The sequence below is a fragment of the Enterococcus sp. DIV1767 genome, assembly GCF_050542585.1.
Taxonomy (GTDB): domain Bacteria; phylum Bacillota; class Bacilli; order Lactobacillales; family Enterococcaceae; genus Enterococcus_D; species Enterococcus_D innesii.
In genome coordinates, this window is the sequence record NZ_CP172936.1 from 365,063 (window position 1) to 379,598 (window position 14,536).

Annotated in this window: 15 protein-coding genes and 1 riboswitch; of the genes, 9 read left to right on the forward strand and 6 right to left on the reverse strand. The window is 42.5% G+C overall.

Annotated features, from left to right (window positions below; translation table 11 throughout):
• The first annotated feature begins 22 nt into the window (after positions 1 to 22).
• The 9 genes from IGI78_RS01785 (at position 23) to IGI78_RS01825 (ending at position 7,183) form a co-directional block, all read left to right on the forward strand.
• Positions 23 to 823 (forward strand): WxL domain-containing protein, encoded by an 801-nt coding sequence (locus IGI78_RS01785; RefSeq protein ID WP_096742140.1) that lies wholly within the window; start codon positions 23 to 25, stop codon positions 821 to 823.
• An 11-nt stretch (positions 824 to 834) separates the two neighbouring features.
• On the forward strand, positions 835 to 1,575 hold the full coding sequence (locus tag IGI78_RS01790) for a WxL domain-containing protein (RefSeq protein WP_077453989.1): 741 nt from the start codon (positions 835 to 837) through the stop codon (positions 1,573 to 1,575).
• 67 nt (positions 1,576 to 1,642) lie between these two features.
• Complete coding sequence (locus IGI78_RS01795) at positions 1,643 to 2,725, forward strand: DUF916 and DUF3324 domain-containing protein (RefSeq protein ID WP_195265419.1); 1,083 nt, start codon at positions 1,643 to 1,645, stop codon at positions 2,723 to 2,725.
• Complete coding sequence (locus IGI78_RS01800; protein WP_195265679.1) at positions 2,715 to 3,509, forward strand: class A sortase; 795 nt, start codon at positions 2,715 to 2,717, stop codon at positions 3,507 to 3,509. Before IGI78_RS01795 ends, IGI78_RS01800 begins: the two co-directional genes overlap by 11 nt.
• A gap of 43 nt (positions 3,510 to 3,552) precedes the next feature.
• Positions 3,553 to 4,044, forward strand: a complete 492-nt coding sequence (locus IGI78_RS01805; protein WP_077453987.1) for a hypothetical protein — start codon at positions 3,553 to 3,555, stop codon at positions 4,042 to 4,044.
• Positions 4,022 to 5,482, forward strand: coding sequence for a helix-turn-helix domain-containing protein (locus IGI78_RS01810; RefSeq protein ID WP_086293836.1), 1,461 nt, complete (start codon positions 4,022 to 4,024; stop codon positions 5,480 to 5,482). Before IGI78_RS01805 ends, IGI78_RS01810 begins: the two co-directional genes overlap by 23 nt.
• 209 nt (positions 5,483 to 5,691) lie before the next feature.
• On the forward strand, positions 5,692 to 6,261 hold the full coding sequence (locus IGI78_RS01815; protein WP_077453985.1) for a TetR/AcrR family transcriptional regulator: 570 nt from the start codon (positions 5,692 to 5,694) through the stop codon (positions 6,259 to 6,261).
• Between the two features lie 3 nt (positions 6,262 to 6,264).
• Positions 6,265 to 6,723, forward strand: a complete 459-nt coding sequence (locus IGI78_RS01820; RefSeq protein WP_195265417.1) for a low molecular weight protein-tyrosine-phosphatase — start codon at positions 6,265 to 6,267, stop codon at positions 6,721 to 6,723.
• Positions 6,724 to 6,829: 106 nt separating this feature from the next.
• Positions 6,830 to 7,183: a hypothetical protein gene (locus IGI78_RS01825; RefSeq protein ID WP_077453983.1), complete on the forward strand. Its 354-nt coding sequence runs from the start codon at positions 6,830 to 6,832 to the stop codon at positions 7,181 to 7,183.
• Positions 7,184 to 7,247: 64 nt separating this feature from the next.
• Here IGI78_RS01825 and IGI78_RS01830 read toward each other — a convergent pair whose 3' ends face one another.
• The 6 genes from IGI78_RS01830 to IGI78_RS01855 all read right to left on the reverse strand — a co-directional run bounded on the left by IGI78_RS01830 (position 7,248) and on the right by IGI78_RS01855 (position 14,223).
• Positions 7,248 to 7,607, reverse strand: coding sequence for an iron chaperone (locus tag IGI78_RS01830; RefSeq protein ID WP_081118262.1), 360 nt, complete (start codon positions 7,605 to 7,607; stop codon positions 7,248 to 7,250).
• Between the two features lie 360 nt (positions 7,608 to 7,967).
• Positions 7,968 to 9,473, reverse strand: a complete 1,506-nt coding sequence (locus tag IGI78_RS01835) for a helix-turn-helix domain-containing protein (protein ID WP_140965123.1) — start codon at positions 9,471 to 9,473, stop codon at positions 7,968 to 7,970.
• 118 nt (positions 9,474 to 9,591) lie between these two features.
• Entirely contained in the window at positions 9,592 to 10,944 is a 1,353-nt protein-coding gene (gene brnQ / locus IGI78_RS01840) for a branched-chain amino acid transport system II carrier protein (protein WP_195265415.1), read from the reverse strand.
• 204 nt (positions 10,945 to 11,148) lie between these two features.
• A complete protein-coding gene (locus tag IGI78_RS01845) occupies positions 11,149 to 11,883 on the reverse strand; it encodes an amino acid ABC transporter ATP-binding protein (RefSeq protein WP_005227196.1) in 735 nt (244 codons plus the stop codon).
• Positions 11,884 to 11,894: 11 nt separating this feature from the next.
• The gene (locus IGI78_RS01850; RefSeq protein WP_195265413.1) at positions 11,895 to 13,484 is read right to left on the reverse strand and encodes an ABC transporter permease subunit; all 1,590 of its coding nucleotides are present in this window, start codon (positions 13,482 to 13,484) and stop codon (positions 11,895 to 11,897) included.
• Positions 13,485 to 13,599: 115 nt separating this feature from the next.
• A riboswitch (Lysine riboswitch) is annotated at positions 13,600 to 13,773 on the reverse strand.
• A gap of 147 nt (positions 13,774 to 13,920) precedes the next feature.
• Positions 13,921 to 14,223, reverse strand: coding sequence for a hypothetical protein (locus IGI78_RS01855; RefSeq protein WP_005227198.1), 303 nt, complete (start codon positions 14,221 to 14,223; stop codon positions 13,921 to 13,923).
• Positions 14,224 to 14,536: the final 313 nt, after the last annotated feature.

Consider the following 14,536-nt stretch of genomic DNA (forward strand, 5'->3'; position numbering starts at 1 on the left):
ATAAAAGGAGTGTTATATATTAATGAAAAAAACAGCGTGGGTCTTTGTAAGTCTTGCCGTATTGGCAGCAGCGAGTGCAGCAACCGAGGTTTCAGCAGCTGAAGCTGCTTCTTACACATCAAATGGGGCGGTTGATTTTATTCCGAATACTGATCCGACGAACCCAGTCAATCCAGAAAATCCAGATCCAGAAAATCCGGTCAATCCTGTGGATCCAACCGATCCCGATGGACCAAATCCTGGAACGAATGGCCCATTATCGATCGATTATGCCTCTAGCTTAGATTTTGGTGTCAATAAAATCTCAAATAAAAACGAAGTCTATTATGCACGAGCACAAGGATACTTGAATGACGATGACACAGCTTCTACATTAAAAACGGCCAATTATGTCCAAGTTACAGATAATCGCGGTAGTAATGCCGGTTGGCGGTTGTCTGTGAAACAAAATGGGCAGTTCAAAAATGAGTCAACGTTGAATCAAGAATTGACAGGTTCTGTCATCACCCTAACAAGTCCGACAGTTAGATCCAATGCGGTAGGTGTCACAGCTCCTGTGGCGGAAGCAACGATCACATTGGATGCAGCAGGTGCTGAATCAGTGGTGATGACTGCAGCAAATCAAACGGGGGCTGGAACATGGGTCAATGCTTGGGGAAGCGTTGAAACGGTCACTGAAATAGATAAAGATGGCCAAGAAGTACAAGCAGATGTTACCAAAGCGGTCGCACTTTCTGTACCCGGCAGCACACCAAAAGATGCCGTTAGCTACACGACTACACTAACTTGGGTATTATCAGATACACCAGGAACGGAAGGATAAGGAGTATAGATATGAAAAAGACACTAGCATTTCTCTCAGTATTAGGCTTAAGCCTAGCAGCACCAGTGCTGGCACAAGCAGCAGACAGTGCAGAATACAACTCAAATGGACAAATCACCTTTGAACCAAATACGGATCCAACCAATCCAATCAGCCCAACGGATCCAGATCCAGAAAATCCAATCAAACCAGTTGATCCAACAGACCCAGATGGACCAAATCCGGGAACCAACGGACCGCTATCGATTGATTTTGCTTCAAGCCTTTACTTTGGCACACAAAAAATCACCTCGAAAACAGAGGTCTATCATGCGGAAACCCAAAAATACGTGGATTCAGCAAATGAAAATCAAGAAGGCCCCAACTTCGTCCAAGTAACAGACAATCGGGGAACAGAGAGCGGTTGGACATTGAATGTTCGCCAAAATGGCCAGTTCAAAACAGCGGAAGACCAAGAATTGACTGCTGCGCAAATTCGTTTGACAAAGGGAACTGTGGTAACACCGTCATTGTCACCAAAACCATCAAATGTGAGCACAACGATCACATTGAATCCAAACGGTGCCCAATCCTTAGTGATGAGTGCCCAAGATGGTGAAGGAGCAGGAACCTATCTAATGAGTTGGGGCGATAGTTTAGCCGCAGCCATGGATAGTATTGAGTTGGAAGTTCCAGGCTCAACGACGAAATATGCCAGCCAATACAACACCACGTTTACTTGGTTACTAACAGACACACCAACCAACCCATAAGTACCAGCTTTCTCCTTGAACCCTTTCGAGGTTCAAGGAGAATACATAGAAAGAAGGGACATCCATCATGAAAAAAATCAACCAGCTTTTGGCGCTCCTATTCGCGAGTATTTTCTTTTTCGTACCAACTATAGGAACCGCTTCTGAATTTAACTTTGCCGTCAATCCAGTGATTCCAGAGAACCAAATCGATAAAGAAAAGACTTATTTTGACTTGAAAATGGCGCCGGGGACGGTCCAAACTGTGGAAGTCCAATTGCGTAATGATACCGATCAAGAGGTAGTCATCGCACCAGTGATCGCTTCAGCTACCACAAACCTAAATGGAGTCGTGGAATATGGCGAAAACGACATCAAAGCAGATGAAACATTGCCTTATGATATGGCTGACTTGATTGAAGTGGAGAAAGAAATCACGATCCCGAAACAATCCCAGATCACCTTGCCTTTAAAGATCACTATGCCTTCGGAATCCTTTGAAGGAGTCATCGCAGGTGGCTTGACCTTAAAAGAAACGACAGAGGAAAATGCTACGGCTGACAGTGAAGAAGACCAAGGCTTAGCCATCAAGAACGAGTATGCCTATGTCGTTGCGATTTTATTGCGTCAAAATACAGCAGAAGTTGCGCCGGATCTGAAACTACTAGATGTTGGACCGGGACAAGTCAATTCTCGTAACACCATCAATGTCACCCTTCAAAATCCTGAAGCAGCGTACTTGAATTCATTACGCCTGATCAATGAAGTGAAGAAAAAAGGCGATAGCGATGTTTTGTATTCTTCGGATACTTCCCGGATGCAAATGGCACCTAATTCCAACTTCTCGTACCCAATCTCATTAGAAGGACAACGTTTAGAAGCCGGGACCTACGTGTTGACTTCCGTTGCCTATGGTGGGAAAAGTGAAGAAGGACAATACAAAGTTGAAAATGAAGAAGGCGAAGAAGAAAGCTATCTTTATAAGTGGACCTTTGAGAAAGAATTCACAGTGACTGGCGATGTCGCACGTGATCTGAACCAGAAAGATGTGACGATCGAAACAGATTACACGTGGCTTTACTTCTTGATCGGCGGTCTGTTGTTATTGCTCGCCTTCTTGCTGCTTTTATGGTACCGACGAAAGAAAAAAAATGAAACGGATGAAGCGTGAGCACCTTGAGAAATATTTGATCGATGGCTTGATCATCGCAGGTATCCTCTTGTTGGCACTTCCTTTTCTAAAAGAAAGCATCGTCAGTTGGCAATTACGCACAAGCGAATTGACGATAGCGACCCAGCTGCCGACAACGATTCCAGAAGAAGAAACCATTCAGATACCGACTCTGGAGGACGTCTTAGCGCCACAGCCAGCAACGATCACCGGGTACGGCTTTGTTGCAATTGAAGCGATCGAGTTCCAGCAGCCGCTATTGGTGGGGATAACCAATCAGCAGCTACTGAAAGGCGGTGTCGTGATGTTTCCTCAGCGTTTGTTAAAAAATAGCAATTTTGTCGTTTTAGGGCATCATCTCGGTAGACAAAGTTTGTTATTTGGTCAATTGCTAGAAGCACAGGTGGGGATGGAAGTGTCAGTGAGCTATCTCGAGGAAAATCAACAGTATATCATCATCGATAAAAAAATCGTGGAGGAAACAGACTTGTCGGTTTTAGCGGATGACCAAGGGCCAAGGCTGACCTTGATCACTTGTCCAACACCAACGCGAACGGATGAACGTTTAGTGCTGACAGCGATTCCTGTTGAGCAGACAACTGCCCAGCAGTCGCAAAAATCGTCGAGCAGTACGCCACAATCATCGGATGGGCTGATTGAAAAACAAGAAAAGCAATGGAAACAACAATCTAAAAAAAATTGGTTTCTTTTATTTGTTATTTTATTTATAATTAGTGGATGCCTGCTAAGCGTTCACAAACTGTTGGAACGTTCAGCGTCATAGAAAGATCATCAGAAAGTGCGCGGATGATAAGGAAGGTGAAGAAATGAAACGCAGATTTGGCTTTGTCATTGGTGCCTGCATGTTTATTGGATTGATTGATCTTGTTACAGAACAAGTCGTTTTTGCCACCATCTATAATCCGCTGGACCCCTCAGAAGAAATCGTTCCGACAGATCCTCCGGAAGAAGTACCAGAAAAAGTGAATGAACCACCTGCTGAAAAAAAAGAACCAGAAGAGCAACCAGCTCCTGAACCGGAAACGGTTCCGAAGAAAGAACAGGAGCAATCCATATCTCCAGAAAGTAATTTTTTGGACAAACAGAAACACTTTGGACAACGAGTCATGCTAGAAGATGTTTTCGTATCGGATAGTTTAAAAGTGGATGTAGCACTCCCAGGAAATAATACGGATGGCGATGGGGATGATAAACCTTCGTATCTTGCCAGTCTCTGCTATTTATTTTCAGGAAACGTTCTTTATGGCCAAAAAAATAATGGAGGCTTGAAAACGCATGTTTGTGACATTTTTGAATAAAGCGGACAAACGAAAATTGGTCCTGTTACAATATTTGGAAAACGCCATCGCTCTTTCTGAAACGAAAGAAACCTTGATGGATCAATTGACCATGTCGGAATTTCTAATCAACAAAACCGTTCAAGAATTGAATCTTGATTTTTATGAACTAGGGTTGAATGAGGAATTTGAGATCGTGACCGATGGGACGGTCATTAAACTCAATGCGTCCGGGCTGGCAACTTCCGATACGCTATTGACTTATTATTTGGATCAAGCGTTAAAATTTTCCATGTTGAAAGAATGTTTTTTTGAACAATTGTCTTCGCTATATGAATTTGCCACCAATCATTATTTGAGTCACAATCCTGTCTATAAAGAATTTAAACAGTTTAAACTGATTTTGAAGGAATACGACATTGATGTGACGAAAGAGTTTCAGCTGGTGGGGGAGGAAAGTGAAATCAGAGAATTTATTTTTCTCTTTTTTATGAAGGAATATTATTTGGATCATTCTCCCTTTCCAAAAGAGATCCTCGAAAAAGAAAAGTCTTTTGCGCGATTCAATGAGAGTAATTGGCTTAATCACAAACAGTCTGCTCGCATGCGAATTCGCAAGAAACACTATTTAGGCATTATTTTGTCCCGCATGGATAAAGGGCATTACATGCAAAATACGCTAGAAAATGATTTGATCATGCCGAAGCACTTGGTGATTATTGATGAGTTGAAAAGCTGGTTACAAGAGATTTTAGCCATCACAGATCAAGAAGTGCTAGAATGTGAGGCACGGGATATTTTACGCTTTTTGATCGTTGAAGGGTGGTTGATCGACAATAACAGCTACATTGATCAAGAACAAACCTATATTCAGCAATTAAACACGGATTTTATTCAATCGGTCCAACAGCAGTTCTCATTAACGGCTGAAACATTGACACTCCTTCAGACCGAGACGACCACGATCCATTACCAGCTCTTATCGTTTTCCTTTAGTTCCCGCTATGAATACCAATATATGGATGTGACGTATTTTCTTGAGACGTACCCCGAATATGCAGCCTTTTGTCGCAACTATTTAGAAGAAAACCGCAATCGCCCAATCTTATGGAACAACAAGGAATTTTTGTTTTTCAGATACCTGATTTTATTAGTTTCTACGATTCCTTTAAAAGAGATTTTGGTTCCCTTGTATGTCTGCGTTGATTTTTCTTTTGGTGATTCTTATAATCAGATGATCCAAAAGAATATCGAAAAAATTCTCGATTTGAATGTGCAATTCCAGAGTTACCCAGATGATCATACGCATTTGATTCTTTCAAACCTCCCCTTTTATGGTGCCTTAGGAATCGACCATATCTTATGGTTGGCCCCTCCTAGACCTATTGATTGGGCCAATTTCACAGAAAAAGTCAGCGCGATCCGCAGGGAACAGTTTCAAAACAAAACGGCACAATGAGCATCTCGCTGTTTTAATAATAAAGCGTCGTCTGTCCTCTCAAGGAGGCAGGCGTTTTTTTTGCAGAGAATCACATTGCCAAAAGAACAATCATGAATCGGTCATCTTTGTAATGTATCACTTATTGGTTGTGAAAAAGGAACATTTGATAGGATTTTTTTTTGCTAGAAAATTTGGTATGATAGAAAGAGAAGAAAAAGAGGTGCCCTATGATGGATGGGAAACAAACGAAGGCTGTGATTGGCCAGACATTGATCACCCTTTGTGAGACCAAAGAAGTGAATAAGATCAGCGTGCAGGAGATCGCCGAAAAAGCGCAGGTCAATCGGCAGACGTTTTACTATCATTTTCCTGATAAGAAAGCCTTGATCCAATGGATCTATCGGCAAGATGCGCTGATTTTTTTGACGACTGAAGATGTCGCCCTTGATAATTGGGAAGAGGCCGCCTTACGCATGCTGAAAGCAATGAAACAAGCGCCGGCCTTTTACCGCAAATCACTGGCTTATGACCGCGAGATCTTAATGAACGGTTTTTTACAGATCACAGAACCGCTTTTTCAGCGCTTATTCTTGGAGGTCGATCAAGAGCAGCAATTGACGAAACAAGACATTCTATTTTATAGCCGGTTCTTTTCCTACGGCTGCGGAGGCATTTTGGAAAATTGGATTCATAACGACTTTCCAGAGACGCCATTAGAGATTGCAACGCAATTGTTTCGTTTGGCGAAGGATGTAGAATTTTTTGGCCACCAAATCTATGAAAAAGAGGAGCAGTGAGCGATGACGAAAGTTTTATTTGTTTGTTTAGGTAATATATGCCGTTCCCCCATGGCAGAAGCCATTTATAGAGCAGAAATAGCAAAACGCAAATTGGATTGGCAGATCGATTCGGCAGCGACTAGCTCTTGGGAAGTCGGACACTCAGCTCATCCAGGAACTCAGAAAAAGCTCCGTCAAGTGGGGTTATCAAGCGAAGGTCTTATCTCCCGCCAGATCACAGAGGCAGATTTTACAAAATTTGATTGGATCATTGGCATGGATGAGAGCAATGTTAAAAACCTGCATGGGCTGGCACCAGCCAATACGACAGCCAAGATCCGTTCGTATATGAGTGTCGTTCCCGGCAAAGAGACTGAGGAAGTGCCAGATCCTTATTATACAGGGGATTTTGAAGAGACCTACCAACTGCTACAAGAAGGAATTCCTTATTGGCTAGAGAGTATTTCTTCGGAGAAATAAGACGTGTTCGCTTGTATTTTATCAAAAATTTGCTAAAATAGGATTATGAAATGCGAACGTATGTGTGGTTTTATAAACTGCTGTAACGCGCAGAAAGGAATGTCCAATGGAAAAGAAACCATCGCCCATTAAACAGTTGGGTAAACTCATTGTGATGACATCCACAACCTTGCTAGATACCTTCTTCAGTGATGATGCTGACAAGAAGAATCAGTCTGAAAAAGTGAAAGAGATCCAGCGAACGCTGCAAGAAGCAGCTGCTGCGAAGCATCTGGTGGTGTTGCAAGTAAAGACAGAGAAATTGGGTGGTTTTGAAACCGTTACCGGGTGGATCGTCGGTAAAACGGTAGCAAAAGAACAAGTTGTCTTGAAATTACAAAGTGACCGTCAGCAGCTGCGAATTATTCCCCTGAATCATGTGCTGAAAGTCAGCACCTTGAATACAAAACCCGGCTTGTAATCAAGCCTATGCATAGCAAAAAAACCGCTGGGTCATTAGACATAGCGGTTTTTTTAATTGGTAATTAAGCGTGCTTGTTTTTGACTTCAGCGAGTCGCCAAGCAGTCATCATAGCGATCAGTTCATAAGGGATCGGTTGCGCAAAAGGGAACTGGACCGCCCCTTTACTAGTCTTGTAGGGTTGTAGAGCCTCTTGGAAGGCCGTGATCGCAGAAGGCGTAGGATAAAAGCCGAGATGCTGTTTGGCGCAGGCAAAATGCACGATAGTTTCTTCCTGATGATAGGTGGGCATTTGGTAACTGATTTTTTCAACCGCTTCTGGCAAGACAGCCTTAATCGTTTGGCGGACAGTTCTTAAAATCACTTGTCGTTCTGCTGGAGCTGCTGCAATGTATTGGTCAACTGTCGTAATGTCTTTTGTCATGGGACACCTCCTGCCTTTAGTATACGGTAAACTCCGTAAGAAAAAAAGGAGCCTGTCAGTGGGTGGCTGACAGGCAAGGAGTAAAAATGAAAAGTGTTAGTTAGGGTTGTTTGTTGGGTTATGTATACTATACTGCCCAAATATGAATTTTTTGTGGAGAAAAGATTGGAAAGTGTTTAAGTTTACTACCTAAGAAAATACCCCAAAAAAGACCCGTCGGTGGGTGGCCGACGGGAAGGAGTTAAAAATGAAAAAGTGTTAGTTAGGGTTGTTTGTTGGTATACATAAAGTATACGAGATAAATATGAATATTCTGTGACAAAACTTTTCGGAAGTTCTTAAGAAACCGTAACGGTTTGATTACAAGGAAAGATTCTTTTCATCAAAACGATTTTTTAAGGTACGGTACAAATCAATGTATTGCCGATCATCTGCCGCATAATCCCAAATATAACTCATTTTTTCTGGTTTAAGCTTTTTCATCAATTGGTTGGAACTAACGATAACATCATAATTTTCTTGCTGATTCAGATCATAAGGCTCTGCTGCCACGAAGGTCAAGTCATGCAAGAATTGATTTAAACCTTGAACAACTAAGAAATTATCTTCTAAGGCAACCCCAACCCGTAGACGATTCGAGTAACGGATTTGATCATAAAATGGCAAGAGGGCATGAGTATACATCGTTGCCATCTGCTCTTGATTTTCATCATTGATATAATCTACTGCTGATTCTTCACGGTAGCTAGTCAAGAAATCGTCGATTTTTTGTTGTAACTGTTCTTCAGCAGATCCGCGATTGATCGATGGTGTCAGCAAGCGATAGATGTTAGGAAATGGCTGACGAAAAACATAGTTGCCGAAGGTCACATTAATCAAATTCCCCACAACTAATGGCTCGTCTAACAGGCCAGGTTGTGAAGCAAAAAATGTTGCTTTCATTTCTGCTAAAAGGTCTGCCACAAGCGGATAGACCGGATTTTGTTTGTTTGAGAAGAAATGGATCGTTTGTTGTAAGGCTTCTTCTTCCGGACTTAAATAGAATGGGAAGATTTGCGCCATCAAATAAATAAAGCCAGATTCACCTTTCAGTTGTTTGTCCGTCATTGAAACTTCAGGATCAACGACTTGCGTCAAACGCTCAAAATCGAAGTATGGATTATTTTTCATCAAGAAATTGTACCGTTTGTCGTATTTGGCAAAATTTTCTTTTTTGATTCGTAAAAGGATCAGGGCAGCAAAATACTTCAACTCTAGTCGACCAAGATAAGAGTGAGTCATTGGGAAGTATTCCGTGAAACGATCCACTACTTTTTCTGCTTCGCTTTCCGCGATCGCAAAAGGCCATTCAATGCCACGGGTACCTAACCAAATAATGTTGAATAAGGAGAGCCGCACAAGACGCTCATCGCCTACTAAGTTTGATTCAGTGTAAGTAAAGCGAAGCTGGAATTGTTTCAAATGTTTTTTTAGATGTTCAAATTTGCGAGACACCGTTGAACGACTGACATCGTATTTTGCACAAAAATCCGTGATCGTTGGATTGTCTTCATTCAGCATGTAAAGAACATATAAGAACGGAACGCTTTTATTCAATAAATAGAAGCGGTATTCATCGATCGTTACCGCGATATTCTGAGGCTGTAATTTACCGCCACGACCGAGTATCGACATATGATCCGGAGTCAACTCAGCTAGATCTTGGTCGATCTCAGTCAACTCGATAAAAGCTTGTTGGTAGCTCAACTCCATTTCCTTTGCCAATTGTGCGATTGGGTGACTAGGGTTTTGCAGAGTTAGCATACGCCGGAATATTTTAAATTTAATTAATGTTTGCGGGTCCATCATAAGTTCTTCATAAAACATAGGTATCCTCCTTTGTGGCTCTATTGTATCTTTTTTTTACGAAACTGTCAGTCTTTTTAATCAAAAAAATAGCCTACCTTTTAAAAAAAGGTAGGTTATTTTCGTCTTTTTAACTAATTTAGGCCGAAATAGGATCTTTTTTGAAGCACGACCATAGCAAACCAATCAAAAATCCGATCGCCGCTGGTACGACCCAACCCATCCCGATTTGGAAGAAGGGCAGATAATCTGACGCAAAAGACAAGATTCCTTGCACGAAAGCGTTGTTGGTAATCAGTGCGGGACTTGCATTTAAGCCGTCGATGATTGCAGCGATCAACGTGAAATACGTCGTCATTCGATAGACACTGGCGCGATGGTTAAATAATGGACTGATGATCGCCAACAAAATCAAGGTGATCGCCAGTGGATAAATAAACATCAAGACTGGAATGGAGAATTCAATGATATTGGTCAAGCCAACGTTGGCGAAGATCGCTGGTAAGATACTTGTCAATGCGATAAAGAAACCGTAGCTTTGTTTTGGAAACAACCCAGCAAAGGTCTCAGAAAAGGCCGTGATCAAACCGATGGCGGTTTTTAAGCAGGCAGAGATGACGATCAATGCCAATAACAGACTGCCGATGGTGCCAAGGTAGTGGTTGGCGATTTGTGCCAAAGCGATCCCACCGTTTTCGCTGATGGGAAACTGGCCTAAACTTTTGGTTCCCATATAAGAAAGTAAGGTATAGATGATCCCCATCAACACGATACTGACAGAGCCGGAAAGGATCGTGTCTTTTGCGACTGTCGTAGGTTTCTCAACCCCCATATTGCGAATCGTTGAGACGATGATGATCCCAAATGCTAAGGATGCCAATGCATCAAGGGTATTGTAACCATTGGTGAAACCAGTGAAGAAGGCATCGTTTTGATAGCTAGGATAGATCGGCGCATCGCTGACCGTTCCTAGGGGTTGCCAAAAGGCGAAAAATAGCAGAACACCTAGTAAGACCAGAAACAAGGGATTTAAAAACTTCCCGACATAATCAAGAATTTTGCTTGGTTTACGTGAAAACCACCAAGCAGCACCAAAAAATAGGGCAGAAAACAAGCCCAATAACCAAGTTTGCATATCTGATGAAACGTGGGGAGCGATCCCGATCTCATAAGAAGTAGTGGCCAAACGGGGCAGAGCAAAGAAAGGCCCAATCACTAAGTAAAGCAAAATCGTAAATATCATTGCATAGCGTCGATTGATCCGAGAAGCTAATTCAAAAACTCCGCTACTTTGGGATACCCCAATGGCGATTACTCCTAAAAATGGCAAGCCGATTCCGGTCACTAAAAACCCAAGATTGGCTAAGCCGACATTCGCACCAGCTTCTTGTCCCATGTGAACGGGGAAGATTAGATTTCCGGCACCAAAGAACAGACCGAAAAGCATTGATCCAACATACATATAATCCTTAAACTGTAACTTTTTTTCCATAAGTGAAAGCTCCTATAATTCCTTAGTTTTAAAAAAAATAACAAATTTTCCGACAAATAGCAATGTTTTTTTGTTATTTTTTGGTAAATTCTGACGATTCTGTTTCCCGTAATAAAAAAACACTTAGCATTGAATTCTTCCAAGCTTACTGAAAAAAGGATAAAAAGCTCGGAAGAAGAACACTAAGTGCTTCAAGACAGAGAATTAATTCAACACACGGGAAAGGAATTCTTTGGTGCGCTGCTCTTTTGGATGAATAAAGATATCTTCTGGTGTTCCTTGCTCGGCAATGACGCCTTGATCCATAAAGATGACCCGATCAGACACTTCTTTGGCAAAGCCCATTTCGTGGGTAACAATCACCATCGTCAAGCCAGTATGAGCTAAGGTATTCATGGTCTTCAACACTTCACCGACCATTTCTGGATCTAGCGCAGAAGTCGGCTCATCAAACAACATGACATCTGGATTCATCGATAAGGCACGGGCAATGGCTACCCGTTGTTTTTGTCCACCTGAAAGCTGGGAAGGCTTGGCATTGGCATATTGAGCCATACCGACTTGCTCCAGATTTTCTTTGGCAGTCGCTTCCGCTTCTTTGCGATCGCGTTTTAAAACAGTGACTTGTCCAGTCACGCAGTTTTCTAATACATTCATATTGTTGAACAAGTTAAAGGATTGGAAAACCATCCCTAGATGTGTCCGGTATTTCGGCAAGTCATAGCCTTTTTCTAGCACATTTTCACCTAAGTAGATGATTTGTCCACTGGTTGGTTTTTCTAATAAGTTGATGCAGCGAAGAAGTGTGGATTTTCCTGAACCAGAAGAACCGATGATCGTGACAACTTCTCCTTTATTAACAGACAAACTGATGTCTTTTAAGACTTCGTTGTCGCCAAAACTCTTTTTTAAATGGTCAATTTCAATGATTGCTGACATGTTCTTCCTCCTTATTCGTTCGGGTTGATGTCTTCTAATTTGACATACGCACTGGGACCATCCATTTTGCGTTCAACAAAGCGCAAGATCTGGGTAGCACTGATGGTCAAGACTAAGTAGATCACACCGATGATCGCAAATGTTTGGAAGTATTGGAAGTTCGTTCCAGCGGCTGATGTACCTTGGAAAAAGAGGTCCGCAACACTGATAACACTTAAGACGGCAGTATCTTTGATATTGATAATGATCTCATTCCCGGTAGCAGGTAAAATGTTGCGCATCACTTGCGGCAACACGACTTTGATCATGGTTTGCCAATGGGTCATACCGATGGCTTGAGCTGCTTCAAATTGACCATCATCTACAGCAAAGATCCCACCACGAACGATCTCAGACATGTAGGCACCGGTATTGATAGAAACGATCAGCACGGCTGCCAGCGTTCGATTCATTGAGACGCCAAAAGCCAAAGCGGTTCCGTAGAAAATAACCATTGCTTGAACCATCATTGGGGTCCCGCGGAAAACTTCTATATAGATGGTTAGTAACCCATTAACGATCCGTTGGAGGAAACGTCCTACTGGATTTTCTGAAAGCGGCAATGTTCGGAAGATACCGACTAAGAGACCAATGATCAATCCGATGATCGTTGAAAGGATCGCGATGAATAAGGTCAAGCCAGCACCTCGCAAAAAGAGCATGCCGTAATCATCAATGATTTTTTTGAAATCAGCGATCAGACCTTGATCCGCTGTTTCTCCGCTGGCATCTGCAGGCTGATCCAAGACTGCTTGATCCATCAGGGAAACCCGTTCTTCTTCAGAGATTCCTGCAAGGATCTCATTGACTTTTTCCACATCCGGATCGCCTTTGCGCATCCCAACTGCTACTTGGACGTCTTCTGGATTGGTTTCAAAACCGGCCCCTTCATCGAACTCGACCATCTTCAAATCAGGATTTGCACCGACGGCAGTGACGCCTTCTGGTCGTTCACTGACGTAGCCATCAATGATTCCCGAAGCTAAAGCAACGCGCATGGAGGAGAAGTCTCGCATGGCTTGTTCTTTTTGGACCTCAGGGATTTGATCAATGACGGTATAATGGAAAGTATTCAGCTGAGCAGTGATTTTCGCTCCAGCAAGATCAGCGAGACTTTTGGCATCGGCGTACTCGCCATCTTTACGAACCACTACCACCAAATCTGATTCATAGTAAGGATCGGTAAAATCGATTTGCTCGCGACGTTCGGCAGTTGGTGACATTCCGGCGATCACGGCATCGATAGTCCCCGCTTGTAAAGCTGGCGGCAGGCCGTCCCATTGGGTTTTAACGATCACTAATTCCTTGCCTAAGCCTTCAGCGATTCGTTTGGCGATCTGGACATCGTAACCGCCGGCAAATGCTGAGCCTTCTTCCCCAGAAATTGGCACGGCACCATTGGCGTCCGTCGTTTGCGTCCAGTTAAATGGCGCATAACCCGCCTCCATGCCGACACGGAATTGTTCTGCTGGTGTTTGGTCATCCGCGTGCACAGTTAAGGGCAGCTGAATGAGGGTTAGACAGAGGGCGAAGACCGCCCAGATCCAATTATTTTTTTTCATTTTTTCTCTTTCCTTTCACGAGTTGGACAAGCAGGTAAGGATGAAAAAGCAAAAAAACAGCCGTACTCCATGATTGGAAAACGGCTGTTGACAAGTCATCGTCGACAAACCTTTCACAAAACATAGCGCAACTTAGACAAGCTAAGACAGTCCGCAAATTGTTCATTTGCGGCCCAACAAAATCGATGCAAGCAAAACCGATCTTGTTTCGGCGATGTTCCCTAGCTCTGCTGTAAACGTGTTGCTTCACTCAGCAGGATTAATGAACCTCGCGACCTCTACCTAAATGTTAAAGGGTACTCGTATTTAATTTGATTCTTCTCAGAGTTTAGAAGAAAAGCACCCAAATGTCAATTCTTTTTAACAAAAAAACGACCATTTCCCTATTTTTATCAAAGAGAAAGCGGATCGTTTTTACGAGTGTCTATTGGAACCCTTAAGCGACTTTCGCTTTTGGTTCACGGCCTAAAACAGCTTGGATGACTGTCAAACCAAGCAATAAGCCAAGTGCTAGATAGATGAGGCTTGAGTATTGTGTAACGCCCCAATCTTGTCCTAAGGTACGGTACACCACAAGGACGATGGCTTGAATGATTGCTGTGATGACATTTAAAAAGCCAAATGCCCATAGATTGCCATTTTCTTTACGTGCTAAATAGAAGATAGAGAAATATAAGCTGACTGCCAACCAACCGAAACTGATAATGATCATTGCCCAATAAATAATAGCTGCTACCAATGTATTTCACCTCACTTTGATTCGTGACTAGTTTACCACGTTTTTTGTTCCTTGTCATGAAGGAATCTCTTTCTTTGTGAGGCAAAAAACAAAGCGCAAAAGCAGTAATGAAAAGATCGTCTGCTACATTTGCTATTGGTGGGTTTGCTGAAAAAGGGACGATTTTTCTAGATTGGTTCATTTTTAGCTGTGTATAATAGAAATAAACTGTTTTTTTTGCAGAAAACTACGAGTTAAGAATCAATTAATAATTAGTTAATAGCTGATTTAGATCTGCTTGCTAGAATGATCACAGAAGCAAGCAAGGAGGAAG

Excerpts from the sequence above, each read along its gene's own strand:
- IGI78_RS01820 (WP_195265417.1), top strand. The coding sequence starts at position 6,265 with ATGACGAAAGTTTTATTTGTTTGTTTAGGTAATATATGCCGTTCCCCC.
- IGI78_RS01830 (WP_081118262.1), bottom strand. The coding sequence starts at position 7,607 with ATGACAAAAGACATTACGACAGTTGACCAATACATTGCAGCAGCTCCA.
- IGI78_RS01800 (WP_195265679.1), top strand. The coding sequence starts at position 2,715 with ATGAAGCGTGAGCACCTTGAGAAATATTTGATCGATGGCTTGATCATC.
- brnQ (WP_195265415.1), bottom strand. The coding sequence starts at position 10,944 with ATGGAAAAAAAGTTACAGTTTAAGGATTATATGTATGTTGGATCAATG.
- IGI78_RS01790 (WP_077453989.1), top strand. The coding sequence starts at position 835 with ATGAAAAAGACACTAGCATTTCTCTCAGTATTAGGCTTAAGCCTAGCA.
- IGI78_RS01825 (WP_077453983.1), top strand. The coding sequence starts at position 6,830 with ATGGAAAAGAAACCATCGCCCATTAAACAGTTGGGTAAACTCATTGTG.
- IGI78_RS01845 (WP_005227196.1), bottom strand. The coding sequence starts at position 11,883 with ATGTCAGCAATCATTGAAATTGACCATTTAAAAAAGAGTTTTGGCGAC.
- IGI78_RS01805 (WP_077453987.1), top strand. The coding sequence starts at position 3,553 with ATGAAACGCAGATTTGGCTTTGTCATTGGTGCCTGCATGTTTATTGGA.
- IGI78_RS01850 (WP_195265413.1), bottom strand. The coding sequence starts at position 13,484 with ATGAAAAAAAATAATTGGATCTGGGCGGTCTTCGCCCTCTGTCTAACC.
- IGI78_RS01815 (WP_077453985.1), top strand. The coding sequence starts at position 5,692 with ATGATGGATGGGAAACAAACGAAGGCTGTGATTGGCCAGACATTGATC.
- IGI78_RS01785 (WP_096742140.1), top strand. The coding sequence starts at position 23 with ATGAAAAAAACAGCGTGGGTCTTTGTAAGTCTTGCCGTATTGGCAGCA.
- IGI78_RS01795 (WP_195265419.1), top strand. The coding sequence starts at position 1,643 with ATGAAAAAAATCAACCAGCTTTTGGCGCTCCTATTCGCGAGTATTTTC.
- IGI78_RS01810 (WP_086293836.1), top strand. The coding sequence starts at position 4,022 with ATGTTTGTGACATTTTTGAATAAAGCGGACAAACGAAAATTGGTCCTG.
- IGI78_RS01835 (WP_140965123.1), bottom strand. The coding sequence starts at position 9,473 with ATGTTTTATGAAGAACTTATGATGGACCCGCAAACATTAATTAAATTT.